The organism is Corynebacterium sp. (genome assembly GCF_052107835.1).
Lineage (GTDB): Bacteria > Actinomycetota > Actinomycetes > Mycobacteriales > Mycobacteriaceae > Corynebacterium.
In genome coordinates, this window is sequence record NZ_JBQEDF010000051.1 from 1 (window position 1) to 23,991 (window position 23,991).

28 protein-coding genes are annotated in these 23,991 nt (G+C 68.2%); 8 read left to right on the top strand and 20 right to left on the bottom strand.

Annotation, left to right across the window (positions count from 1 at the left end):
* Positions 1–351: 351 nt before the first annotated feature.
* Both ACTIL2_RS11940 and ACTIL2_RS11945 read left to right on the top strand, forming a co-directional pair.
* On the top strand, positions 352–1,605 hold the full coding sequence (locus tag ACTIL2_RS11940) for an EsaB/YukD family protein (protein WP_442337685.1): 1,254 nt from the start codon (positions 352–354) through the stop codon (positions 1,603–1,605).
* Positions 1,602–2,774: a S8 family serine peptidase gene (locus ACTIL2_RS11945; protein WP_442337686.1), complete on the top strand. Its 1,173-nt coding sequence runs from the start codon at positions 1,602–1,604 to the stop codon at positions 2,772–2,774. Before ACTIL2_RS11940 ends, ACTIL2_RS11945 begins: the two co-directional genes overlap by 4 nt.
* Positions 2,775–2,783: 9 nt before the next feature.
* Here the strand turns inward: ACTIL2_RS11945 and eccB are convergent, their stop codons facing one another.
* Positions 2,784–3,968 (bottom strand): type VII secretion protein EccB, encoded by a 1,185-nt coding sequence (gene eccB / locus ACTIL2_RS11950; RefSeq protein ID WP_442337687.1) that lies wholly within the window; start codon positions 3,966–3,968, stop codon positions 2,784–2,786.
* Between the two features lie 176 nt (positions 3,969–4,144).
* Here eccB and ACTIL2_RS11955 point away from each other — a divergent pair, with 176 nt between their 5' ends.
* Together ACTIL2_RS11955 and ACTIL2_RS11960 are read left to right on the top strand one after the other, a co-directional pair.
* Positions 4,145–4,939 (top strand): hypothetical protein, encoded by a 795-nt coding sequence (locus tag ACTIL2_RS11955; protein WP_442337688.1) that lies wholly within the window; start codon positions 4,145–4,147, stop codon positions 4,937–4,939.
* 23 nt (positions 4,940–4,962) lie between these two features.
* Positions 4,963–5,931 carry a bile acid:sodium symporter gene (locus tag ACTIL2_RS11960; RefSeq protein ID WP_442337689.1) on the top strand — a complete coding sequence of 323 codons (969 nt, stop codon included), beginning with the start codon at positions 4,963–4,965 and terminating at the stop codon, positions 5,929–5,931.
* Between the two features lie 18 nt (positions 5,932–5,949).
* Here the strand turns inward: ACTIL2_RS11960 and ACTIL2_RS11965 are convergent, their stop codons facing one another.
* Positions 5,950–7,038: an ABC transporter substrate-binding protein gene (locus ACTIL2_RS11965; protein ID WP_442337690.1), complete on the bottom strand. Its 1,089-nt coding sequence runs from the start codon at positions 7,036–7,038 to the stop codon at positions 5,950–5,952.
* A 167-nt stretch (positions 7,039–7,205) separates the two neighbouring features.
* Here ACTIL2_RS11965 and ACTIL2_RS11970 point away from each other — a divergent pair, with 167 nt between their 5' ends.
* A complete protein-coding gene (locus ACTIL2_RS11970) occupies positions 7,206–8,015 on the top strand; it encodes an AraC family transcriptional regulator (RefSeq protein ID WP_442337691.1) in 810 nt (269 codons plus the stop codon).
* Here the strand turns inward: ACTIL2_RS11970 and ACTIL2_RS11975 are convergent.
* The 18 genes from ACTIL2_RS11975 to rpsH form a co-directional block, all read right to left on the bottom strand.
* Positions 7,999–8,619, bottom strand: a complete 621-nt coding sequence (locus ACTIL2_RS11975; protein WP_442337692.1) for a PepSY domain-containing protein — start codon at positions 8,617–8,619, stop codon at positions 7,999–8,001. The genes ACTIL2_RS11970 and ACTIL2_RS11975 overlap by 17 nt on opposite strands.
* 84 nt (positions 8,620–8,703) lie before the next feature.
* Positions 8,704–9,582 (bottom strand): tRNA pseudouridine synthase A, encoded by an 879-nt coding sequence (locus ACTIL2_RS11980; RefSeq protein ID WP_442337693.1) that lies wholly within the window; start codon positions 9,580–9,582, stop codon positions 8,704–8,706.
* Entirely contained in the window at positions 9,569–10,390 is an 822-nt protein-coding gene (locus tag ACTIL2_RS11985; protein WP_442337694.1) for a DUF998 domain-containing protein, read from the bottom strand. The genes ACTIL2_RS11980 and ACTIL2_RS11985 overlap by 14 nt, the downstream gene beginning before the upstream one ends.
* A gap of 154 nt (positions 10,391–10,544) precedes the next feature.
* On the bottom strand, positions 10,545–11,102 hold the full coding sequence (gene rplQ, locus ACTIL2_RS11990; protein WP_442337695.1) for a 50S ribosomal protein L17: 558 nt from the start codon (positions 11,100–11,102) through the stop codon (positions 10,545–10,547).
* An 83-nt stretch (positions 11,103–11,185) separates the two neighbouring features.
* Complete coding sequence (locus ACTIL2_RS11995) at positions 11,186–12,199, bottom strand: DNA-directed RNA polymerase subunit alpha (protein WP_442337696.1); 1,014 nt, start codon at positions 12,197–12,199, stop codon at positions 11,186–11,188.
* 101 nt (positions 12,200–12,300) lie between these two features.
* The gene (gene rpsD / locus ACTIL2_RS12000; RefSeq protein ID WP_442337697.1) at positions 12,301–12,906 is read right to left on the bottom strand and encodes a 30S ribosomal protein S4; all 606 of its coding nucleotides are present in this window, start codon (positions 12,904–12,906) and stop codon (positions 12,301–12,303) included.
* A 20-nt stretch (positions 12,907–12,926) separates the two neighbouring features.
* Positions 12,927–13,331, bottom strand: a complete 405-nt coding sequence (rpsK, locus tag ACTIL2_RS12005) for a 30S ribosomal protein S11 (protein WP_442337698.1) — start codon at positions 13,329–13,331, stop codon at positions 12,927–12,929.
* Positions 13,332–13,334: 3 nt separating this feature from the next.
* On the bottom strand, positions 13,335–13,703 hold the full coding sequence (gene rpsM, locus ACTIL2_RS12010; protein ID WP_442337699.1) for a 30S ribosomal protein S13: 369 nt from the start codon (positions 13,701–13,703) through the stop codon (positions 13,335–13,337).
* Positions 13,704–13,928: 225 nt separating this feature from the next.
* Complete coding sequence (infA, locus tag ACTIL2_RS12015) at positions 13,929–14,147, bottom strand: translation initiation factor IF-1 (protein WP_025251938.1); 219 nt, start codon at positions 14,145–14,147, stop codon at positions 13,929–13,931.
* 196 nt (positions 14,148–14,343) lie between these two features.
* Entirely contained in the window at positions 14,344–15,147 is an 804-nt protein-coding gene (gene map / locus ACTIL2_RS12020; protein ID WP_442337700.1) for a type I methionyl aminopeptidase, read from the bottom strand.
* A gap of 9 nt (positions 15,148–15,156) precedes the next feature.
* A complete protein-coding gene (locus ACTIL2_RS12025) occupies positions 15,157–15,702 on the bottom strand; it encodes an adenylate kinase (RefSeq protein WP_442337701.1) in 546 nt (181 codons plus the stop codon).
* A complete protein-coding gene (gene secY / locus ACTIL2_RS12030; RefSeq protein ID WP_442337702.1) occupies positions 15,699–17,030 on the bottom strand; it encodes a preprotein translocase subunit SecY in 1,332 nt (443 codons plus the stop codon). The genes ACTIL2_RS12025 and secY overlap by 4 nt, the downstream gene beginning before the upstream one ends.
* 495 nt (positions 17,031–17,525) lie before the next feature.
* A complete protein-coding gene (rplO, locus tag ACTIL2_RS12035; RefSeq protein ID WP_442337703.1) occupies positions 17,526–17,984 on the bottom strand; it encodes a 50S ribosomal protein L15 in 459 nt (152 codons plus the stop codon).
* A gap of 3 nt (positions 17,985–17,987) precedes the next feature.
* A complete protein-coding gene (rpmD, locus tag ACTIL2_RS12040) occupies positions 17,988–18,173 on the bottom strand; it encodes a 50S ribosomal protein L30 (RefSeq protein ID WP_442337704.1) in 186 nt (61 codons plus the stop codon).
* 5 nt (positions 18,174–18,178) lie between these two features.
* The gene (gene rpsE / locus ACTIL2_RS12045; protein ID WP_442337705.1) at positions 18,179–18,832 is read right to left on the bottom strand and encodes a 30S ribosomal protein S5; all 654 of its coding nucleotides are present in this window, start codon (positions 18,830–18,832) and stop codon (positions 18,179–18,181) included.
* 40 nt (positions 18,833–18,872) lie between these two features.
* Positions 18,873–19,280: a 50S ribosomal protein L18 gene (gene rplR / locus ACTIL2_RS12050; protein WP_442337706.1), complete on the bottom strand. Its 408-nt coding sequence runs from the start codon at positions 19,278–19,280 to the stop codon at positions 18,873–18,875.
* A gap of 2 nt (positions 19,281–19,282) precedes the next feature.
* Complete coding sequence (rplF, locus tag ACTIL2_RS12055; RefSeq protein ID WP_442337707.1) at positions 19,283–19,819, bottom strand: 50S ribosomal protein L6; 537 nt, start codon at positions 19,817–19,819, stop codon at positions 19,283–19,285.
* A gap of 15 nt (positions 19,820–19,834) precedes the next feature.
* Positions 19,835–20,233 carry a 30S ribosomal protein S8 gene (rpsH, locus tag ACTIL2_RS12060; RefSeq protein WP_442337708.1) on the bottom strand — a complete coding sequence of 133 codons (399 nt, stop codon included), beginning with the start codon at positions 20,231–20,233 and terminating at the stop codon, positions 19,835–19,837.
* Between the two features lie 413 nt (positions 20,234–20,646).
* Here rpsH and purF point away from each other — a divergent pair, with 413 nt between their 5' ends.
* Genes purF through ACTIL2_RS12075 form a run of 3 tightly spaced genes read left to right on the top strand, consistent with a single transcriptional unit; the run spans position 20,647 to position 23,990 of the window.
* Complete coding sequence (gene purF, locus ACTIL2_RS12065; protein ID WP_442337709.1) at positions 20,647–22,140, top strand: amidophosphoribosyltransferase; 1,494 nt, start codon at positions 20,647–20,649, stop codon at positions 22,138–22,140.
* A gap of 18 nt (positions 22,141–22,158) precedes the next feature.
* Positions 22,159–22,806 (top strand): nucleosidase, encoded by a 648-nt coding sequence (locus ACTIL2_RS12070; RefSeq protein WP_442337710.1) that lies wholly within the window; start codon positions 22,159–22,161, stop codon positions 22,804–22,806.
* Between the two features lie 44 nt (positions 22,807–22,850).
* Positions 22,851–23,990: a heme/hemin ABC transporter substrate-binding protein gene (locus ACTIL2_RS12075; RefSeq protein WP_442337711.1), complete on the top strand. Its 1,140-nt coding sequence runs from the start codon at positions 22,851–22,853 to the stop codon at positions 23,988–23,990.
* The last annotated feature ends 1 nt before the right edge of the window (position 23,991 follow it).

Below are 23,991 nucleotides of genomic sequence, written 5' to 3' on the forward strand. Positions count from 1 at the left end.
CGGGAAGATGAACGACATCGGGCTGCGTCCCATGCCCGACAGCACCATCGCCGCCACCATGCCGACCACGGCGATGACCATGACGACCGGCATGAGAATCCGGATGAACGGCTGCTTGTTCTTCGGCAGCGTCGGTGGTGACTGTGATTTCATGAACCCCTCGTGTCCCTCGTACCCCGGCCGCGCCCCTGGCCCGCGACCACTGGAAACAGACTGTACCCGAAAGCAGCTCCCGGTTCTTCACAACGGGATACATTTTCCCGTACAATCCGTGTCTACCGACCAGGGCCGTCGGGGACGCGCCGGAGGGGATGCGCCCGGTCGCTGGCGGAGAAGAGGGGAAACCTCCTGATGATCGCCGTGAGCATTACCGTGGCAGCGGGTCCGGACACCCGCACCGTCGAGGCGACCGTGGCGGACACCGTGCCCGTCGCCGAACTGATCCCGCACCTGGTGGATGCCGAGCCCGGTGAGCTCTGGCGGCTGACCGGGCCCCTGGGGACGGTCCGTCCCGAGCACTCCCTCGCCGAGGCTGCGGTGCGCCCCGGGGAACGGCTCACCCTGCAACGCTCCGGACTGCCCGCCCCACCACTGGACGATGTCGGCAGACTCAGCGGGCCGGTGGAGTCCTCGCCCGCGGTGTGGGTCGCCGCCCTTGTCGCGGCGGTGGTGTCCTGGCTGATTCCGGGGACCCTCGCCACCGGGTCGGTGGGAATGTCCGCACCGGTGTGGCACCCGCTCGAGGTCAGCGATACCGCCCGGTCCCTGCTGGACGGCGAGGGCGGCGTCCCTGCGTCTGCACTGGTCGCGGCTGTGGCCCTGCTGTTCGCCACACTCGGGGCGGCCACGGCATCTCTGTTCGACCGGCGGTTCGTCGCGGTGGCTGCAGTCCTGGGGTTCGGACTGGGACTGCAGGTCAACGTGCTCTGCGGATGCGTTCTCGCCGCTCTGGTGGTGTGGCGGTCAGGACCGGAGCGGACTGTCACGGTGGGCCTGGCGCTGGCCGCCGCGGTCAACGTGGTGCCTGGGATCACCGTGCTGCTGGCCCTGGTGGCGCTGACCTTCTCCGGGCAGTTCGCCGTGGGGTTGGCGGGGCTCCGTCTCCCACGCGTCCCGGCGACCGGGCTGTTCGCCGCGCTGGCGAAGGACGGTGCCGACGACGCCGGCAGTGCGGATGACCCGGACTCCGGTGCCGCGAACCGCGTACTGTCACTGCACCCCGCTCTGGTGGTGACCTGCTGCGTGGTGATTCTCGCCGGCGCGGTGCAGCTGGTCCCGCCGGGGAGCGGGGCGTCCGGCATCGGCTGGAGCTCCGGCGCGCTGCTGGTCGTCGCCGTGTCGGGTCTGTCGGCACGGGCGTGCCGTCCGGTGCACGCCGTCTCCGTGACGGTGATGTCCACCCTGCTGCTGATCTGGGTTGCGCTGCACCTGCCGGGGGCGTGGGTCCTGCTTGCCCTGCTTCCCGCGGCACTGCCCGCGGTACGGATCACCTCGCCGATGGCGGGACGCGTCCTCGATGTCCTCGAGACCGTCTCCTTCGCGGTGGCGGTACCGTTGCTGATCGCCACCACCGGACTGTTCGACCTGGTCCGGGGTATCGGATGAGTCGGGCCGGCAGGTTCGGTGGTGCCCCGGTGGCGGCCTGCCTGCTGACACTGCACCTGGGGTTCGCCTCCCCGCTGTCACCGTCGCCGGCCGCCGCGCAGGAACGGTGTGACCAGCCGGCGTTCGGCGGGGCGCTCCCGGTGGATCTCGGGCTCCCCCACGACCTGTCCACCGGACGGGGTGTGGGTGTGGCCCTGGTGGACACCGGGGCGGCGTCCCCCGGCATCATCGCCGAACGACCGGACGACCGTGACCACTGCCTGCTGCACGGCACCGCCGTGGCCGGTGTGCTGCGCACTATCGCGCCCGACGCGCGGATCGTGTCGGTGCGCCAGGGTACGGAGGCCGGGGCTGCGGGGGCCGGCCAGAGCACCGTCGCCGACCTGGTGGACGCGCTGGACCGTGCCCGCGGCACTGCGGACGACCACCAGGTGCGGGTGGTCAACATATCGGTGGTGGCCTGCGAGGACACCGCCGAACTGAGGCGGGCGGTCAGTCGCGCCGAGGAGTCGGGACTGCTCGTGGTCGCCGCCGCCGGCAATGCCGGTCAATGCTCCGACGGGCAGATCCCCTTCCCCGCCGCGCTGCCGGGAGTCCTGACGGTCGGAGGTGTGGACCCGCGCGCGGACGGCTCCGCGGGAAGCGACCTGAACGCGGGACGCCGGTCGGCGGAGTACTCAGTGCCGGGAGGATGGGTCGACCTCCACGCCCCCGGTGGCCCGGTGTCGGGGCTTTTGGACACCGGTGGCGACGGTGCCGCGGGAACCATCGTCGGTGACCCCGCCCCCTTCACCGGCACGAGCTTCGCCGCCCCGGTGGTGTCCGCGACCGCGGCCCTGGTGTGGCAGGTCCGGCCGGATCTGTCCGCACAGCAGGTGCGGTCCCTGCTGGTCACCACGGCACAACGTGGGGTGGTGCCGGTGGTGGATCCGGCAGCGGCGGTGACGGCCGCCCTCGATGGGAGTCCGGACAGTGGGTCACCGCACAGCGGGAGGTCCGACGCGGTTGCCTTCGGCTTCCCGGACAAGGTTGTCGTCTCCCGCACCGATCCTGAGCCGCGCGATCTGCGCATTCCACTGGCGCTCGCGGTGACGGTGGCGCTGACGGCGCTGGTCGCTGTCATTGTCCGTGCGCGGCGCACCTCCCCACATGTCCGCGGACACCAGTAGGCAAAACCACTACGCCCCGGGCATCGTGTAGCTGGCACGCTCCACCGACAGGACGCCTCCATCGGGCAGCGGCTCCAGGACACGCCACGGAACCTCCGGGGGATTACCGTCCTCGGGGTCCCAGACCCCCAGCGCGGCCAGGTCCTCCGCCGACTCCAGGGAGTACCGCACGCCCGCCTGACTCACCAGCGCGAACCCCCGCTCCGTCAGCACCGCCGACGTTCCACGTGGCCCGGAGTAGTGCACCGTCTCCCCCACCGGATCTGCGTCCACCGGCCCAGCATCCACCACGCGGTCCCCGACACACACCGCATCAGCGTGCTCGAAGCCCAGGTCGGTCGGCACATGGGACAACGCGGCCACCCCGGACACCTCCGGACGGTCCAGGACCATCGGCAGAGGCATTTCGGTGGGCGGGCCAACGGCCAGCGCCTCTGCGACGGCGCGGCGTGAACCGGTCAGCTCCGCCACCCCGGCATCATCGCCCTCCCCTGCCAGGTAGGAACGGTCGCCACTGGTCACGATCCTGTCCAGCGACGTCAACGCCACGTCCGGCCCACGGTCCAGCACCTGCACCATCGTCTCGGTGACCGTGACCGGCGACGCGCCCAATGCCCGGGCCAGCATCCCTCCGCGGCCATCCCCGTCGTCGGCGCCGGCGAGCAGCATCCGTTCCGAGTCCACGACCAGCCACATCCCGGACGGTGCCTGCAGCACGACCGGTCCGACATCGCGCAATGATTCCTCCGCGGTAACCCGGCCGTCGCACAGTGCCCACTGCGACACCGGTGCGGCCACCAGCCCGGGTGTGTCCGGGATACCGACGGGTGGCCCGGTGGGGAACTGCCCGAGCTGCGCGGACGTGGAGGTGGTGACCTCCTCCGGCGCCCCGAGCAGCAACCGTGCCGAGGCGACGTTCGCGACCGGGTGGAAGGTGTCCTCGATGCGCACATGCAGCGCCCCGGATTCATCGGCGACGAGTCCGGCGGAGTCGATGGACGGCTGCGGGCGGAGCATCGCCACCAGAAGCATCCCTCCGGCGACCAGCAACGACAGTAGGACGCCCACCCCGACGGCGCGGCGTTGGGCCCGCAGGGGGTCCTGCGCCATGCGCGCGTCGCCGGTGACGAGCGCGAGTTCGGTCCGTCGCAGCAGGAAAGCGTAGCCGGAGACCTGCAGGCCTGTTGTTCTCATGGTGTGTATCCCCCTGTGGTGACTGTGCTGCTGTGCGGGTGTGCCGCGACGCCACCGGATGGTGTGCGGCTTTCCCCGCATTCCCCCGCATTCCCCGCCGCGACGTGCTTTGCTTGGGGATAGTACATCGGGACGATGGGAAACGGGGACGAATGCGGGGATCAGTGACGGGAAGAATGTGGGCCGCGTGCACCTCTGCGCTGGGGTGGTTCCACCGGCAGGTGCACGGTGGCGGGCACGAGTCCGGCACGGTGTGGTTCCAGCTGCGCCCCGCCCACCCGGACCTGTGGGGTGGGGCGCCCGTGGAGCCGGTGGTCCTGGACGCTCGGGTGCGCCGGCGCCTGGTCGACGGACTGCGACTGGACGCGGGCGGCCAGGACGCCGGCCTCGTCTTCGCCGTCGCCCCGGCACCGCGTCCGACGTCGACGGTGGAGAGGTCGTACGCGGGGCTGGCGTCGTTGCTGCGGCAGTCCCCGCGGTGCATCGTCGGGGTTCCGGAGGACGCCGCGGACCGGATGCCGTGGGCGTCCGCAGGGTGCGGACTGCTGGCGAGTCGTCTCGACGCGTTCCCGACCGGGGCACGGCCGTCCCCACCGGATGCGACGGTGTCGGCGGCGGCGCTCCCCGGCTGGATGGTGGGGATGGATGACCATGAACTCCCGGTGGTTGCCCACCTGCCGCCCGGGTCAACGGTCCTGGTCACAGGAAAGGGGGCGGCACGGGTCGCCGCTACCCTCGCCCCGTCCGCCCACGTCCCCGGACAGGACGTGGTGGTCGTCTCGTCCTGCGCACACTGGCGGGAGGCATGGCACCCGCAGCGGTGCCGGGTGGTGGTCGCCGGGGATCCGGGGCAGGCGGCGAGCCTGGTGACGGAGGGTGTTGTGGTCGACCTCACGGTGGACTTGGATGCCGGGAAAGTGTCCGTCCGTGGTCGATCGGTGGGATTCACCCCGCTGCCGCTGCGGGGGTGACCGCCTCCGCTAGGCTGTGCCCCATGCAGAGAACCGTCGACTGGCTGGACCGCCACCAGGTGACGCTCTACCTGGCTGCTCTCCTGGTCGGCGGCGTCGTCGGCATGGGCGTCCCGGACGTGGCTGGTCCGGCGGAGACATCGATCAACCCGGTCCTGGTGCTGCTGCTGTACGCCACCTTTCTCGGTGTGCCGTTCGCCGGGATCGTCCGTGCACTGCGTGACTGGCGTTTCCTGGCCACGGTCGGCGTCCTGAACTTCGTGGTCGTCCCGGTGGTGGTGTGGCTGGTCTCGCGCCTTGTCGCCGACGACGAGGTGCTGCTGGTCGGCGTGCTCTTCGTGCTGCTGGCCCCGTGCATCGACTACGTGATCGTGTTCACCGGTCTGGCGGGAGGGGCGGCCGACCGGTTGTTGGCCGCTGCGCCGCTGCTGATGCTGGCGCAGATGGCGTTGCTGCCGGTGTTCCTGTGGCTGTTCGTCGGCTCCGGGGTCGTCGACTCGGTGGAGATGGGCCCGTTCATCGAGGCTTTCCTGGTACTTATCGTCCTGCCGCTGGTGGCCGCGGGCCTCACACAGTGGGCGTCGTCCCGCGCGGGTGCGGTGGGGTTCGCCGGCCGTGCGCTCGAGGGATTCATGGCGGCGGCGATGGTGCCGCTGATGATGCTGACCCTGGCGGTGGTCGTCGCCTCGCAGATCCACGGCGTGAGCGAGCAGTGGGAGGCTCTGCTGCGGGTGGTGCCGGTGTACGTGGTCTTCGCCGTGGTGATGACCGCACTGGGCTGGGCCGCAGGACGCGCCGCCGGGCTGGACGTGCCGGGACGCAGGGCGGTGCTGTTCACCGGGGTGACCCGCAACTCGCTGGTGGTGCTTCCGCTGGTGCTCGCCCTCCCGGCGGCGTACGCGCTGGCTCCGCTGGTGGTCGTGACCCAGACGCTGGTGGAACTCATCGCCATGGTCGTCCTGGTGCGGGTGGTGCCGCGGCTGGTGCGGTGAACCGCCGCTTCCCCGGCACTACCCGAGAGCGGACTGCAGCATCGGGATGAGCCGCTCGGCCGCCCACTGCTTCCCCAGCGGGCCGCCCCTGCCCAGCGCCCAGGCCAGGTTGCCGACGTGCTCCTCCCCCTCGAACTCGTAACCGGTTCCCCCACCGGTCACGTTCACGATCGCGTAGTTGTCGCCCTGCACCGCATCCAGCTCCTGGAACAGGTCATTGCCCAGCAGGAGCTGATCGAGTTCCTCCTCGCTGTTGGAGGTGTTCGCGACGATCAGCACGTCCGCACCGACGTCCGCGATCATCTCTCCGCTGACCTCGGGATTGTCCGCGAACCTGCCGGCCCCCGGGTTGCGGGCCAGCCCCAGGTCCAGAAGCAGTTCCTCGGTGCCGGATCCGGGGGCGGAGAAGTACTCCAGCCCGGAGTCCTCGCCGTACTGGACGAGGTAGGACGCGGTCACCCCCTCGAAATCCGGGTTGTCCGCACGGGCCTGCTCGAAGAATCGGTCGTTCTCGGCGATCTTCTCCTCCGCCAGGTCCGACAGGTCCAGGGCTTCGGCGATGGCGCGCAGCTGCTCCTTCCAGTCGTCCCCACGCGCGGCGTCCTCCGATTCGGCGGCGACTACCGGGGCGATGGAGGAGAACTGGTCGAACTCCGCCGACAGGTCCGGCTTGAAGGCCACGACCAGATCCGGGTCCACCTGGGCGATGGTCTCGTGCGGGGTCTCCCCGGAGGCATCGCCGTCGTAGACCTCCTCGATCTCACCGGGCAGGGCGTCCGTCGTCCAGCTGGCGCGCTCGATCACACTCGGGGCGGCGACCGGGGTCACCCCCAGCATGGCGAGCAGTTCGACATCGACTCCCGCGCCACTGACCGCGGCAATCCGTTCGGGGCGGTCCTCGAGCGTCGTCTCGCCCCACGCGGTCTCGATGGTCAGCGGGTACCCGGTGTTTCCCTCCGCCTCGGGCAGTGCCGTGCCGTCGCCGCCACTGTCCGATTCTGCAGTATCGTTTCCGTCGTCGCCGCAGGCGCCGAGTGTGAGCAGTGCAGTCAGGGCGAGCGCGAGGACGGCCGTCCCGCGCCTCCTCCCGGTCATTCGTTGTGCCATGGTGCGCTTGATTCCCCCTCGTGGTCGTCAGTGTCGTCTCTGTTGCTGGCTGCAATCACGCAGCCAGGACAGATTAGAGCAGGCTCGCCTTCCATGGCGTGCAGCCGCGGACAACATCGGCGCGCAGAATCAGACACACGGGTATCCCCGCCGGTACACTCCCCACCGTGACACCACTGCCCACTGACGCAGCAGCGGCGCCCACGCCGACCCCCACCACGCCTCCGGTGCCCGGGGAGTTGTCCCCCTGGCGGATCCACGTCCCCGCCGTGGACTTCCCGCTGCGTACCCATTCCGCCGAGCACGTCCTTCTGTGGCAGGTCCACGGCAGTTCCGAGATCCTCGTCAACGGCGTCCCCCACGCCCTCTCCCCCGGGACTGCGCTGTGGATCCCGGCGGGACTGCCGCATTCCGGGAGGGTCCGGGACGACGCCGTCTTCCTGCCGATGTTCTTCCCCGTGGACGCGATCGCCACGACCCTGGACGTCCCGGTCGTGGCTCCGGTCTCCACCGAATTCCATCCCCTGCTGCTGGCGAAGGTGCAGTCGGAGTACTCCATCATCCGCCCGCCGACGAGCATAGCCCGCCAGATTCTCGCCTGGATCGAGGACATCCCCGCTGGCGGGGAGGGAGCCGCCGGGCTGCCGGCGCCACTCTCCGGTCCGGCCGCGTCCGTCGCCGACGCCCTGCGGTTCAACCCGGGCGACTCGCGCAGTGCCGGGGAGCTCGCGGCGTCCGTCCACGCCTCGGCGAGAACGGTGCTCCGCGCCTTCCGCGCCGACACGGGGATGACCCTGCAACAGTGGAGGACGCGCTGCCGGATGGAGTCGGCGGCGGCCCTGCTGCGCACCGCGTCCAGTGTGGAGGCGGTCGCGCACCGGGTGGGCTACACCAGCGAATCCGCGTTCCGCCGGGCCTTCAAGGCCCATTTCGGCGTCCCGACGGGGCAGTACCTGCGGATCAGTCGTCCTGGCTGACGTGGAGCACGTCACCGGACCCGGGGTCGATGTGGATCTCCCACTCGGTGCCGCCGTCGATGACCACGGCCTCCCACACCCGGCGGCCGTCATCGCTGTCGTAGGTCAGGCCCTCGACCCGTCCGGACCGTTCCCCGAGAGCGATGCCGATCGCCTCGGCCGCGGTGACCGTGGGCGCCCCACGCTGGTCACTGTCCAGGCTGGTGCCCTCCTCTCCGATGACGTCTCCGGAGGCGCCGGCAATATACACCTCCACTCCCCTGCCGTCCCCGGGGTCGACGGTGACCTCCCAGACGTTGTCGTCGTCCTCGTGGTCGACCTCGACGACGGCGGAGCCGGGCCTGTGCTCCAGCGCCACCCCGATCGCGGAGGCCGCGTCCGCAGCTCCCGTCGCGGCGGCCCCGCCGGTGGAGGACGGATTCTCCGTCGGCTCATCCGCGGTACCCGGGGACGCGTCCCCCGTGGATCCGCCGGAGTCCGATTCGAACGTCAGTGTCGCATCATCGACGCCGGCGGCCTCGCCGTCGCCGCCGGAGCCGCAGCCGGCGATCAGTAGGCTGGCGCCCAGAACTGCGGCCAGCAGGGACTTCCTCGAGACGGACATGGGGCCCTCCGGGGGTCATGGAGCGGGGTCGTGGAGCAGTGTGGTGCCCAGCGTAGATCACCGGTGCCCGGGACCCCGACCCCGTCAGGAGAACTCCCCACCGGATTCCACCGGGCCGCGCCGGTCGCGGGTGACCGAGGCCCGGGCCTCGAGCTCACCGTCCGGCGGGTAGTCCACCGACCCGAGGTTCAGCCCGCACGCCGGGGCCACGGGAACCCGTGAACTGCGCTCCCGCTCCCGCAGGAGTTCGCCGGTGAATCCCGGGCCACGACGTCCCTCCCCCACACTCAGCACGGCTCCGACGAGCGAACGCACCATCGACCAGCAGAACGCGTCCGCCACCACGGTGGCCTCGTATGTCCGGGGCTCCGCCGGGGTGGACACGTCCCGCCAGCTGAACTCCTGCAGTTCCCGCACCGTGGTCGCTCGGGGACGGTACCTGCAGAACGCCGCGAAATCATTGAGCCCCACCAGCGCGTCCGACGCCAACTGCACTTTCCGCAGGTCCACCCCGTGACGCCACACGGCGGTGTCCCTCACCCGGACCGGCAGCGGACCGGCCTGCGCTGTGGTCACCCGGTAAACGTAGTGGCGGCGCAGGGCGGAGAAGCGGGCGTCGAAGCCGGCGGGGGCTTCGCTCGCCCCATGCAACCGGATGTCCTCCGGCAGGATCCGGGACAGCCGCCTCACCAGGTCCCCCGGCTCCTGCAGCGACCGCTGGGTGAACGCACCGGCCGGCACGTCCATGTGCGCGACCTGCCCGTTGGCGTGGACGCCGGCGTCGGTGCGTCCCGCCACCACCAGATCCACCGGCACCCTCAGGACCAGGGACAGCGCGTCCTCCAGCACCCCGGCCACGGTCCGGAGTCCCTCCTGCGGCCCTTTCTGACGGGCCCACCCGTGGAAGTCCGTGCCGTCGTAGGCCACGTCCAGCCGGACGCGCACCGTGTCAGTCGTTCCCATTCCCGCTCTCCTCCCTCCTGCGGCGCGCGCCCGCGCCCCAGGCGACGGAGAACCCCGGGTAGCGGCGACCACGGTGCCCGTCGTCCGACTCGGGCAGACCCCACTCGACCTCCATCTCGGCGACACGCCGCGCCTCCTGCTCCGCGGCCCCGCCGAGGGAGTACATTCCCACCCCGATCACGATCAGCCAGACGGTGAGGGTGTCGAAGGCGAGCCGCTCGTAGAGCCCGGGCATCCCCCGCGGGCCGAGCACCACGAGTGCCAGCCACCCCACGACCGAGACGAACAGCATCATCCGGGTGATCGGGATGTAGGCCCCGTAGATCAGCGGGAACGGCTCCCTCCCACTGACCTTGCGCATCGTGCCCGCACTGGCGAGTATGAGCATCGCGGTCCACATCAGTCCGGCGAACAGCAGCATCACCAGGTCGTGGCCCCACGGCGACACGTTGGAGGGGATCAGCCCCGCCAGGGCGTAGGCGCCTCCCCCAGCAGCGAGGACAGCGGTGACCACGCGGACCGAGGATTGCCCCTGGCGTATGGCCGTCCGGGCGATGACGACGGCCGCAACGACGATGAGCAGACCCGCGACGGTGAAGGCGGCGTTGGTGACCAGGCTCGTCGGATTGCACACGTAGCGGGTGCCGAGGTTGTCCCGCAGGACCACGCACTCGGTGACGGTGAAGTCGCTGATCCGGTTGTCCGTGATCGAGTACATGCCCCGCCAGTTCAGCATCGCGATGAGCTGGCCGAGGGCAGTCACCAGTCCACTGAGGACGAGTAGCAGGCCGGCACTTCGGTAGGTCATCACCTGGAGGATTCTACCAACCGTGTCTGTGGGGACCGTGACAGTGTGAACCTGCCGGGCCCCGGGGAGCCCCGGACAGCGAAGCGCCCGCCACGCACTGGTGTGCGGGGCGGGCGCGGTGCTGTGCCGGGTGGGGCAGCCGTACGCGGACGGACTACTTCTCCTCGGACTCCTCGGTCTCCTCTGCGTCGGCAGCCTCATCGGCGGCGTCGGCGTCGGTGGCCTCGTCGGCCTCGACCTCGGGGGCGTCGTCCACAACCTCGGCGTCGGCGGCAACAGCCTCTTCAGCCTCGGTGGTGTCGGCGGCCTGGGAGGCGGCGGCACGGGTTGCACGGGTCGCCTCGGCGGAGGCGAGCTCCTCGAGCACCAGGGAGATCTGGCTCATCGGAGCGTTGTCACCCTTGCGGTTCTCGAGCTTGATGATGCGGGTGTAACCACCGTTGCGGCCCTCGAACTTCGGGGCGAGCTCGTTGAACAGGTAGCCAACGACCTCCTTGTCCGTGATGAGCTTCAGGACGTTGCGGCGGTCCGCCACAGTGCCCTTCTTGGCCTTGGTGATGATCTTCTCGACGTAGGGGCGCAGCAGCTTGGCCTTTGCGTCCGTGGTCTTGATGGCGCCGTGCTCGATGAGCTGAGCTGCCAGGTTGGCGAGGATCTTCTTCTGGTGGGAAGCAGATCCGCCGAGGCGGGCACCCTTCTTCGGGGTAGGCATAACTTCTCCTCGTGTGTTTCTTTGGTCTTCACTGTGTCAAGCGCGGGTTATTACGCAGCGTCGGTCTCCACAGGTCCCACTGCCTACTCGGCGATATCCTCGCCCTCGGTGTCGACGAATTCGCCGGACTCCGGGTCGTAGCCCTCAATGTCGTTGATGTCGAAGCCCTCGGGAGCGTCCTTGAGTCCCAGGCCCAGCTCGGCGAGCTTCACCTTGACCTCGTTGATCGACTTCTGGCCGAAGTTGCGGATGTCCAGCAGGTCGGACTCGGTGCGTCCGGCGAGCTGGCCCACGGTGTGGATGTCCTCGCGCTTCAGGCAGTTGTACGAACGCACGGAGAACTCGAGGTCCTCGATGGGCAGTCCGTACGCCGCGATGTGCTCGGTCTCCGTCGGGGACGGGCCGATCTCGATGCCTTCGGCGGCGAAGTTCAGTTCCTGGGCCAGACCGAACAGCTCCACCAGGGTCTTGCCGGCGGACGCCATGGCGTCGCGGGCGGTGATGGAGTTCTTCGTCTCGACGTCGATGACCAGCTTGTCGAAGTCCGTGCGCTGCTCGACACGGGTTGCCTCGACCTTGTAGCTGACCTTCAGCACCGGGGAGTAGATCTGGTCGACCGGGATACGGCCGATCTCACCGGTGGTGGCGGCGGCCGGGACGTAGCCGCGACCGCGCTCGACGACGAGCTCGATGTCGATCTTGCCCTGCTCGTTGAGGGTGGCGATGTGCAGATCCGGGTTGTGGACCTCCACACCGGTCGGGGCGACGACGTCGGCCCCGGTGACCTCGCCGGCACCTTCCTTGCGGACGTACATCGTGACCGGCTCATCGGAGTCCGAGGACAGCACCAGGGACTTGATGTTCAGGATGATGTCGGAGACATCCTCCTTCACGCCGGGGATGGTGGTGAACTCGTGGAGCACACCCTCGATCCGGATGGAGGTGACAGCCGCGCCCGGGATGGACGACAGCAGGGTACGGCGCAGGGAGTTACCGAGCGTGTAGCCGAAACCGGGCTCCAACGGTTCGATGACGAACCGGGAACGGGCGGGGCTGACAAACTCTTCGCTCAACGCCGGGCGCTGGGAAATGAGCATCTTCTTGCTTCTCCTTTGTGGCGACCGCTATTTGACGCCGTAAGAGGTGAACAACAGTGGTTGTCGGGGTGGAAGGGCCGTAAGGCCCGACGGTGCGGGTTCTACTTGGAGTAGAACTCGACGATGAGCTGCTCCTGCAGCGGCACGTCGATCTGGGCGCGCTCGGGCAGCTGGTGCACGAGGATGCGCAGGGAGGACGGCACAACCTGGAGCCATGCCGGGACGACGGAGTCGACCAGCAGGTCCTGGGCCTCCTCGAACCACAGCATCGCGCGGGAACGGTCCCGGACGTCGATGATGTCGTACTGGGAGACCTGGTAGGACGGCACATTGATGTTCTTGCCGTTCACGGTGAAGTGACCGTGGGAGACCAGCTGGCGGGCCTGTCGACGGGTGCGGGCCAGGCCTGCACGGTAGACGACGTTGTCCAGGCGGGACTCCAGCAGGATGACCAGGTTGTCGCCGGTCTTGCCCGGACGACGGCTGGCTTCCGCGTAGTAGCGGCGGAACTGCTTCTCCATCACGCCGTAGGTGAAGCGTGCCTTCTGCTTCTCCTGCAGCTGGGTGAGGTACTCGGACTCCTTGATACGGGTGCGGCCGGCCTGTCCCGGGGGGTACGGGCGGCGCTCGAAGGAGCGGTCCCCGCCGACAAGGTCGACGCGGAGACGACGGGACTTACGGGTGGCGGATCCGGTGTAACGAGCCATTGTTGATCCCTATCCTTTCTTTAGACGCGACGACGCTTCGGCGGACGGCAGCCGTTGTGCGGCTGGGGGGTCACGTCGGAGATCGTGCCAACCTCGAGGCCGGCGGTGGACAGGGAACGGATGGCGGTCTCGCGGCCGGAGCCCGGGCCCTTGACGAAAACGTCGACCTTCTTCATGCCGTGCTCCATCGCCTTGCGGGCGGCGGACTCGGCGGCCATCTGGGCAGCGAAGGGGGTGGACTTGCGGGAACCCTTGAAGCCGACGTGGCCCGAGGATGCCCAGGAGATCACAGCGCCCTTCGGGTCCGTGATGGACACGATGGTGTTGTTGAAGGTGGACTTGATGTATGCGGCGCCGTGCGCCACATTCTTCTTGACGACGCGGCGGCCGGAACGGCGCGCGCCTGAGCGTGCTTTGGGAGGCATAGACTACTTCTTCTTTCCTGCGATCGTCTTCTTCGGGCCCTTACGGGTACGAGCGTTGGTCTTGGTGCGCTGACCACGGACGGGCAGGCCACGACGGTGGCGCAGGCCCTGGTAGCAACCGATCTCGATCTTGCGACGGATGTCAGCCTGGACCTCGCGGCGGAGGTCACCCTCGACCTTCCAGGTTCCTTCGATGACATCCCTGAGAGCGGACACCTGCTCGTCGGTCAGGTCCTTGGACCGCAGGTCGGGAGAGACGCCGGACTTCTCCAGCAGCTCGGCGGCACGGGCGGGGCCGATGCCGTAGATGTAGGTGAGTGCAACCTCCATGCGCTTGTCGCGCGGGAGGTCAACACCAGCAAGGCGTGCCATATGGCAGTTCCTTCCGGGTTAATGACGGCGGTTTTCTCCACGCACGTCCCGTTGTGCCCGTCCCTGTCCCGTTGGCACGGGTGTGGGACGGCGGGCTCCAGCCGCCGCAGCCGGAGGTGGTCCCGGTGACGGACCCTGAACCAGGGCCGCCCCGGGGATGAGTGGAGGCGTTCAATGTCGGTTGACCAGACCGGTCGGGACGTGTCCCGGACCGGTGGACGGTGCCTACTTGTAGCGGTAGACGATCCGCCCGCGGGTCAGGTCGTAGGGCGAGAGCTCCACGACGACCCGGTCCTCGGGGAGGATACGGATGTAGTGCTGACGCATCTTGCCGGAAATGTGTGCGAGCACCTTGTGCCCGTTGTCCAGCTCAACGCGGAACATCGCGTTCGGCAGGGGTTCGATGATCTTGCCCTCAACCTCGATGGCGCCTTCTTTAGCCATATCCTCCACTTTTCCCGGCCCACCAGGTGATGGCGGACCTTTAGGTCTGGTCTGATTGGTGCAGCGGACACGCCGACGGCCTATGCGGCCGACGTGTGCCCACACCAACGGGCTATATTACGTCATCGGCCCTGGACACGCCAAATGGGTGTCCAGGGCCGTTCCACCCCCTGCCGGGGAGCTTCCGTACGGAGCCTCAGTAGCGGGGCGTCAGGATGCGCGGGCCGTCCTGCGAGGCGGCCACCGTGTGCTCCCAGTGGGAGGCGACGGAACCGTCCGAGGTCTTCACGCCCCAGTCGTCGTCGAGGACGTAGGAGTCCACGGTTCCCAGTGCCAGCATCGGCTCGATCGCCAGGGTCGTGCCCTCCTCGATCCTCGGCCCCTTCCCGGGACGCCCCTCGTTGGCCAGGTACGGGTCCTCGTGCATCTCGTGCCCGATACCGTGGCCGCCGTAGCCGTCGACGATGAACAGCGGCACGTTGAACTTCTCCACCGCCCGCTCCGTCGCCTGCTCCAGAGCCCAGGACACGTCGGTGAGCCGGTTACCCGGGACCATCGCGGCCACGCCCTCATGGAGGACCCACCGGGTGGCGTCGTTGAGCCGCCGGGCGTTCCCGTCGAGCGCGTCATCCCCGCCCACCCCGAATGTCCAGGCCGAATCCCCCACCCAACCGTCGAGCGTGGCGCCGCAGTCGATGGAGACCAGGTCGCCGGTCGCCAGGACGGTGTCCGAATCCGGGATACCGTGCACGATCATGTCATTGACCGAGGAGCAGATGCTCCCCGGGAAACCGCCGTACCCCTTGAAGGTCGGCACGGCCCCCGCGGAACGGATGGTCTCCTCGGCGACGGCGTCCAGGTCCAGCGTGGTGGCACCCGGGACGGCGGCCTCGCGGACCGCCTGGAGTGCGCGGCCCACGATCTCGCCCGCGGCCTGCATCGCATCCAGTTCGCCCGGGGTCTTGCCCGGGATGACCTTGCGCGTCCTGCGGAAACCCATGGGTGTGCTCTAGCGGTCCAGCGCGTCGAGCGTGGAGGACGAGATGTCCTCGACCGTGCCCTCGGCGTCGACGTTGACGATGATGTCGCTGTAGAAGTCGATCAGCGGGGCGGTCTCGTCCCGGTACACCTGCAGACGGGTGCGGATCGTGTTCTCGGTGTCGTCGCTGCGGCCGCGGGCGAGCATGCGATCGACGACCACGTCCTCGGAGACCCGGTAGTTCAGCACACCGTCGAGGGAGGTGTCCTTGTCCGCGAGGATCTCCGTCAGGATCTCGGCCTGCTCCACCGTGCGGGGGAAGCCGTCGAGAAGGAAGCCGTCGGCGGCGTCGTCCTGGCCGAGGCGCTTGCGGACCATGTCGGCGGTGACGGACGTGGGCACGAGCTGGCCGGCGTCCATGTACTCCTGCGCCTGACGGCCGAGATCCGTCTCCTTGGCGATGTTCTCGCGGAACAGATCGCCCGTGGAGATGTGCGGGACCTTGAGCGCGTCGGCCAGGATGGCGGCCTGCGTACCCTTGCCTGCACCGGGAGGGCCGAGGAGAACGAGTCTCATTTGAGGAATCCTTCGTAGTTGGCTTGCATGAGCTGGGACTCGATCTGCTTGACCGTAGTCAGGGCGACCGAGACCATAATCAGGATAGCGGTACCACCGAACGCACCGAGACTGGAGGCCGCGTCATCGGAGGCGAGCCCCATCGTGATCGCGACGTTCGGCAGGACGGCGATGACCGCCAGGTAGACCGAACCGACGAGCAGCAGCCTGGTCATCACGAACCAGAGGTACTCGGAGGTCGGACGGCCCGGACGGATGCCCGGGATGAACCCACCGTACTTCTTCATGTTCTCGGCCTGGTCGTTCGGGTCGTACTGGATCGACACGTAGAAGTACGAGAAGAAGATGATCAGTGCGCCGAAGATCAGGATGTACATCCAGTTCGACGGATCCGACAGCATGGTCATCACGTTCCGGTTCCACCAGTTGTCGTCCTGCCCGGCCTCGCCGGACTGGATGATCTGGGTGACCAGGATCGGGACGGTCAGGATCGAGGACGCGAAGATCACCGGGATAACACCGGCCTGGTTGACCTTCAGCGGCAGGTAGGTCGAGGTCTCACCGTACTGGCGACGACCGACCATGCGCTTCGCGTACTGCACAGGGATACGGCGCTGCCCCTGCTCGACGAAGATGACGCCGATCACCAGGACCAGCACGGCGACGACGACGCCGGCGAACACGAATCCACCGGAACTGCGCAGAATCTGCATGCCCTGGGAGGGAATCTGCGTGGCGATGCCAGCGAAGATCAGCAGCGACATGCCATTGCCCACACCGCGGTCGGTGATCAGCTCACCGAACCACATCACCAGGACGGCACCCGCGGTCATGATGGTGACCATGGACACCAGGCCGAAGATGTCCACGTTCTCGTGCAGGACACGCACATTCTGCCCGAGCAGCTGCTGGTTGTTGGCCAGCGCGACAATGCCGGCGGACTGCAGCAGGGCCAGGGCAACCGTGAGGTAGCGGGTGTACTCGGTCATTTTCGCCTGACCGGACTGCCCCTCCTTCTTGAGCTGCTCGAACCGCGGGATCACGACAGTCAGCAACTGCACGATGATCGATGCGGTGATGTACGGCATGATGCCGATGGCGAAGACTGAAAGCTGCAGCAGAGCACCACCGGAGAAGAGGTTGATCAGCGTGTACATGCTGTTCTGACCGTCTTCGGTGAGCGACCGAATCTGCGAGGTGACTTCCGCGTAGTCAACGCCGGGCGTCGGGATCTGTGCTCCGATCCGGTAAAGGATGATCATCGCGAGCGTGAAGAAGATCTTCTTGCGTAGATCAGCATCCCGGAACGCCGAGAGCAAGGCGGTCACGTTTGCCTCCTGGCTCGGCAGTCACGCTCCGGGATGGGTCCCGGTGACGTTCGCCGCCGATGGTTTCTACTTGGGGTTAGATTTCGGTCGAGATTACCCGCCCATTGCCACCGTGTGACGAACGGCGGGAAAGCGGGGAACAGACAACTGCACAAGGATAGCAGGGCCCGCACGGAAGGCTACACTTCCGCACCTCTTCCCGCCCATTCGCGGCGCGCCGGACGTTTGGAGTCCGACGGTTGTCCGCCTGTCCCCTGCCACCGACCTGGTGCTCCCGGGTACTTTGTCCCCGGTCATACCGTGGTGGCGCTCACGGCCTGAGCCCCCGGACCCGGAACCGTCAGGGTGCGGGGACACGTCCCGGGGCGACAATCCCGGGCGGACGGGCACCGGGCGCGCGAAAAGCCCCCGTCCCCGCCGGTGAACGGCGGGAGCGGGGGCTCTCCGTGGTGCGGTCGGAGCGCGCCCGGCCTCCACGAGGCCGGGACTGCGGTCCTAGGCCTCCTGGACAGCAGTGGTGACACTGCCGCCGGCGGCCTCGATCTTCTCCTGGGCGGACTTGGAGAACTTCTGCGCGGACACCTTGAGTGCCACCGAGATCTCTCCGTCGCCGAGGACCTTGACCGGCTGGTTGGCGCGGACGAGACCGGCGGACACGATGTCCGCGACGGCCACGTCGCCACCGTCCGGGAAAGCCTTGTTCAGGTCGGCGACATTGACGACCTGGAACACGACCTTCGCCGGGTTCTTGAAGCCCTTCAGCTTCGGCAGGCGCATCTGGAGCGGCATCTGGCCACCCTCGAAGTTCGCCGGCACCTGCTTACGTGCCCTGGTTCCCTTGGTACCACGACCGGCGGTCTTGCCCTTGGACGCCTCACCACGACCCACACGGGTCTTGGCGGTGTTGGCTCCCTTGGACGGCCGGAGGTCGTGCAGCTTGATGGGTTCGCTCATTTTCTACTCCCCTGCAACTTCCTCGACCTCGACCATGTGGCGCACGGTGTTGATCTGACCGCGGACGATGGGACCGTCCTGGTGGACGACCGACTGCCCGATGCGCTTCAGGCCAAGCGAACGCAGCGAGTCACGCTGCTTCGAAATGGTTCCCACAGTGCCCTTGAGCTGGGTGATCTTCAATGCCATCTCAATCACGCTCCCTGTCCTGCAGCGCGGGCGCGCAGCATCGGGGCCGGAGTGACCTCTTCGAGGGTCTTGCCACGGCGGGCAGCAACCTCTTCGGGGCGGACCAGCTGCTTCAGTGCGTCCACGGTGGCGTGGACGACATTGATCGCGTTGTCGGAGCCCAGGGACTTCGACAGCACGTCCTGGATACCGGCGCACTCGAGGACGGGGCGGGCGGCGCCACCGGCGATGACACCGGTACCCGGCGCAGCCGGCTTCATCCACACGACACCGGCGGCAGCTTCACCCTGGACCTCGTGGGTGATGGTGCCGGCGATCATCGGGACGCGGAAGAAGTTCTTGCGAGCTTCCTCGGCGCCCTTCTGGATCGCGGCCGGAACTTCCTTGGCCTTGCCGTAGCCCACGCCGACCATGCCCTGGCCGTCGCCGACGATCACGAGGGCGGTGAAGCTGAAGCGACGACCACCCTTGACGACCTTGGAGACTCGGTTGATGGTGACGACGCGCTCCAGGTACTGCGAGCGCTCGTCGTCCTGGTTGCGACGGTTGCCGCCACGACGGTCGTCGCGGCCCTTGTTGTCGCTGTTGCGACCCCGGTTGTCCCGGTTGTCGCGGTTGTTGTCGGCGGTGCGTCCGCCGTTACGATCACGTTCCGACATCACGCAGTCCTTCCGTCGGTGAAAATGTTGTCGTTGCGCATTAGAACTTCAGACCACCTTCACGTGCGGCGTCCGCCAGTGCGGCGACACGGCCGTGGTACTGGTAGCCACCACGGTCGAAGACGACGGACTCGATGCCGGCGGCCTTGGCGCGCTCGGCGATCAGCTCACCGACGCGGGCTCCGCGGTCCTTCTTCTCACCCTCCAGGGCACGGACCTCAGGCTCGGTGGTCGACGCAGCGGCCAGGGTGTGGCCCTGCGTGTCGTCGATGACCTGGACGTGCATGTGGCGGGAGGTGCGGTGGATGACGAGACGCGGGGTCTCGGCGGTGCCGCTGATGTTCTTGCGCAGACGGTAGTGACGACGCGTGCGCGCGATGCGACGGCGGGTGGAGATGTCCTTGCCCACCGGCAGACGCTTGTTGGTTGCAGTGCTGCTCTGTGCCATCTCTACTTACCCGTCTTTCCGACCTTGCGACGGATCTGCTCGCCCTCGTAGCGGATGCCCTTGCCCTTGTAGGGGTCGTCCTTCCGCAGACGACGGATGTTGGCGGCGATCTGTCCGACCTGCTGCTTATCGATACCGGTGATGGAGAACTTGGTGTTTCCGTCGACCGCGAAGGTGATTCCCTCCGGGGCCTCGATGAGGACCGGGTGGGAGTAGCCGAGGGCGAACTCGAGGTTGCTGCCCTTGGCCTGGACGCGGTAGCCGACACCGAAGATTTCCATCTTGGTGGTGTAGCCCTCGGTCACGCCGACAACCATGTTGTTGACGAGCGACCGGGACAGGCCGTGCAGGGAGCGGTTCTTGCGGTGGTCGTCCGGACGGCTCACCACGAGCTCGTTGTCCTCCTGGGCAACGGAGATCGGGGCCGGGATTTCCTGCGAGAGAGTTCCCTTGGGGCCCTTCACCTCGACGTTCTGACCGTCGATGGTGACGGTGACGCCGGAGGGAACGGCCACGGGGTTCTTACCGATTCGTGACATTGCTTCGTCCTCCTTCTACCAGACGTAGGCGAGGACTTCCCCACCCACGCCCTTCTCGGTCGCCTGACGGTCGGTCAGCAGGCCATGGGACGTGGAGATGATCGCCACGCCCAGGCCGCCGAGGACCTTCGGGAGGTTGGTGGACTTGGCGTACACGCGCAGGCCCGGCTTGGACACACGGCGCAGTCCGGCGATTGAACGCTCACGGGACTGGCTGTACTTCAGGTCCAGGACGAGCTGCTTGCCCTTGGAGGAATCCTCCACGGCGAAGTCAGCGATGTAGCCCTCGGACTTCAGGATCCCGGCGATGTTCGCCTTGATCTTGGATGTGGGCATCGAGACGCTGTCGTGGTACGCGTTGGACGCGTTCCGCACGCGGGACAGCATGTCCGCGATGGGGTCAGTCATGGTCATGGAAGTGACCTCTTGCCTTTCTCGTCACGGTTCCCGAGCCACCCGGGCGTCACCGCGCTTGTTGGTGACCGGCAACTTGACGCTCCCCGGACTCAGTAGTCCGGATTGCTCGCTGCCTGGTGTTCTTTCGCGGCCGCTGGAGGGCGGAGGGCCTGCAACAAAGTGGTACTTGTGTGTAGGTCTTGCTGGTATCTCTTCAGCCGGGAGCACACGTGTCCCCCGGCGAGACCCGTCTACGCTAGCAACCTGCGTAAACAAAGGCAAAATCCACCGGCCCACAGGTTCCGGGGGCCCGGCGTGGAACAACCGGGGCGGAACCGGGACGGGGGCCGGGAAGTGGTGTATCGCCCGCGGACGCGTAGGCTCAACACCTGCATCCACCTGAAGTGACACAGTGAGGTAACTCCAACACAATGTGCGGCATTGTCGGCATGGTCGGGAACAAACCGGTCAACCAGGACATCTACGACGCCCTCCTTCTCCTGCAGCACCGCGGGCAGGACTCCACGGGCATGGCCACCGTCGAGGAAGGCGGCCACATGCACCTGTTCCGTGAACGGGGCATGGTCCGTGAGGCCTTCCGCACCCGGGACATGCGGTCCCTGCTGGGCAGTACCGGGCTGGGTCACGTGCGCTACGTGACCCGCGGCGCCGCGTCCAGCGAGGAGGAGGCGCAGCCCTTCTACGTCAACTCCCCCTACGGCATCACCCTGGTGCACAACGGCAACCTCACGAACACCCGTGAGCTCACCGCCGAGATGCGCAACCGGGACCGGCGCCACCTGAACTCCAGCTCGGACACCGAGCTGCTGCTCAACGTGCTGGCCAATGAGCTGCAGTCCACCACCGGCCCGGACGACCTCGACGCCGACGGCATCTTCGAGGCCGTCACCGGGACACAGAACCGTATCGAGGGCGCCTACGCCGTCATCGCGCTGATCGCCCACCAGGGCCTGCTCGCCTTCCGCGACCCCAACGGCATCCGTCCGCTGGTGCTGGGACGGCGCCGTCCCACCGCCACCGGTGACTCCCACGCCGTCGGCGGCCACGACGAATGGGTCGTGGCCAGCGAATCCCTGGTCCTGGAGAACGCCGACTACGAGACCGTGCGCGAGATCGCCCCCGGCGAAGCCGTGTTCATCACCGCCGACGGCCACCTCCACTCCCGCCAGTGCGCCCAGTCCGCGGTGCTGGAGCCGTGCTCCTTCGAGTACGTCTACCTGGCGCGTCCCGACTCCGTGATGAACGGCATCAGCGTCTACGACTCCCGGCTGCGCATGGGCGCCCGGCTGGCGGGCACCGTCGCCGACCACGTCCCGGTCGAGGACGTGGACGTGGTCATGCCGATCCCCGACTCGGCGCGTCCGGCGGCCATGGAGGTCGCCCGCGTCCTGGACCTGCCCTACCGCGAGGGGTTCTTCAAGAACCGTTACGTGGGCCGGACCTTCATCATGCCCGGGCAGGCCGTCCGGAAGAAGAGCGTCCGGCAGAAGCTGAACGCCATGTCCACTGAGTTCGCCGGCAAGCACGTCCTGCTCATCGACGACTCGATCGTCCGCGGCACCACGAGTTACGAGATCATCGCCATGGCGCGCGCCGCCGGCGCCCGCAAGGTCTCCTTCGCGTCAGCCGCCCCACCGATCCGCTACCCCCACGTCTACGGCATCAACATCCCGGACCGCGACGAACTGGTCGCCGCCGAACGCAGCGTCCCGGAGATCTGCGAGGTCCTCGGGGCCGACCACCTCGTCTACCAGAAGGTGGAGGACCTGGAGGCCGCGATCATGGACGGCCAGACGGACGCCCGGCTCGACGGGCTGGACATGAGCTGCTTCACCGGCGAGTACGTCACCGGCACCGTCACCGAGGAGTACCTCGGCTTCGTCCGGTCCACGCAGGTGTCCTGATTCAGTAGTCTGGGAGCCGTGACCACCAGCACCAATCTCCCGGAACCCCACCAGCTCCACCGCGGCCGGATCGTCCCCGGTAAACCGCTGGTCGTCGTGGCGATGGCCTCGGAGGCCTCGGACTTCGACGAGGACGCCCCCGTCCTCCTGACGGGCATCGGCCGCATCCGTACCACCCTGGCGCTCACCGACTGCCTCCACCGCTACCTGCAGGTCGGGGGGCTGCCGAGCGCGATCATCAACATCGGCACCGCTGGTGCGCTGCACGGGGGGATGTCGGGGCTGCACCGGGTCAACCGGGTACGGCTCCACGATTTCTCGCACTCCGGCGTCGCCGCCCTGACCGGTAAGGACGAGTACCCGCCGCTGGAGCTGGATGACGCAGCCGCAGGCTCCCCCGTCACGCTCGCCACCGGCGACTCCTTCGTGGAGGACGCCGCGACACGCGACCGGCTGGCGCAGGACGCCGACCTGGTGGACATGGAGGGCTACGCCGTCGCCATGGTCGCCGAATGGTTCGGCGTGCCGGTGCAGCTGCTGAAGATCGTCAGCGACGCCGCGGACGGTACGGCGGGGACCTCCTGGCAGCGGGAGATCCCCCGGCTGGCCCGTGAACTGGCCCACCACACCCGCGCGGCACTCGAGGGACCCCCTGATCCTGCTTAGCCTGCGCTAATACAGGCACCCGCAGGTGTGCTAATTTCATCCCCATGCCCACGCGCCGTCCCCGCCGGAGGAACCTCCGCAACACCCTCTCGATACTGCTCACCACCACCGTCCTCGCCGGTGGCCTGACCGCCTGCGGTGTCGGGGCGGAGAACGACCGGGGGGAGACCGGCGGTGCCGAGGAGACGTCCTTCGACGCCGCACTGGAGAACTTCAATGACCGGGTGGACGGCGGGGACGGTGACCTTCCCGACCCCCGGTCACTGGAGGGGGTCTCCACCGCCGAGACGGTCGGCGACGTCACCCCGGTGTCCGGGGAGGTGGAACCCGACCTCCCCGTCGAACTCACCGACTCCGACGGCAACGACGTCACCGTGGACGACGTCAGCCGCATCATCCCCCTCGACATCTACGGCACGATCTCCCGCACGCTCGCCGGGCTCGGCCTGCGCGACAACATCGTCGGCAGGACGGTGTCGTCCCTGGAGCCGAGCCTGGAGGACCTGCCCGTGGTGACCCAGGGCGGGCACTCGATCAACGCCGAAGCGGTGCTGAACCTGAACCCGTCGCTGGTCATCGTGGACGGAAGCATCGGCCCCGGCGAGGCGATCTCCCAGCTGAGGGACGCCGGGGTGTCCGTGGTCAAGATCAACCCGGAGCACACCATCGACACCGTCGGCGAGGACATCGGCACGCTGGCGTCGATCGTCGGCCTGCCGGACGAGGGCGAACAACTCTCCGAGCGCGCCGAGGACGAGATCGCCGGCGCCGTCGAGGCGATCCGGACCGCGGTCCCCGCGGAGCCGCTGCGCATGGCGTTCCTCTACGCCCGCGGCGACGGCGGGGTGTTCTACATCCTGGGGCCCGATGACGGGACGTCCGACCTGATCGAGGCTCTGGGCGGGGTGGACGCCGCGAAGGAGGAGGGAATCGGCCAGGCCTCCCCCGCCAATGCCGAAGCGCTGGCCGACCTGGACCCGGAGGTGATGGTCATGATGTCCGCCGGCCTGGACTCCACCGGCGGGGTGGACGGGATGCTGGCCAAGCCGGGCATCGCGCAGACCACGGCCGGGGAGAGGTCGCGGATCCTGTCGATCCCGGACAGCCAGTCGCTGAGTTTCGGGCCGCAGTCCGGCGAAATGCTGCTGACCGCCGCGGCCGCACTGTACGGCGCCGGCGACTAGC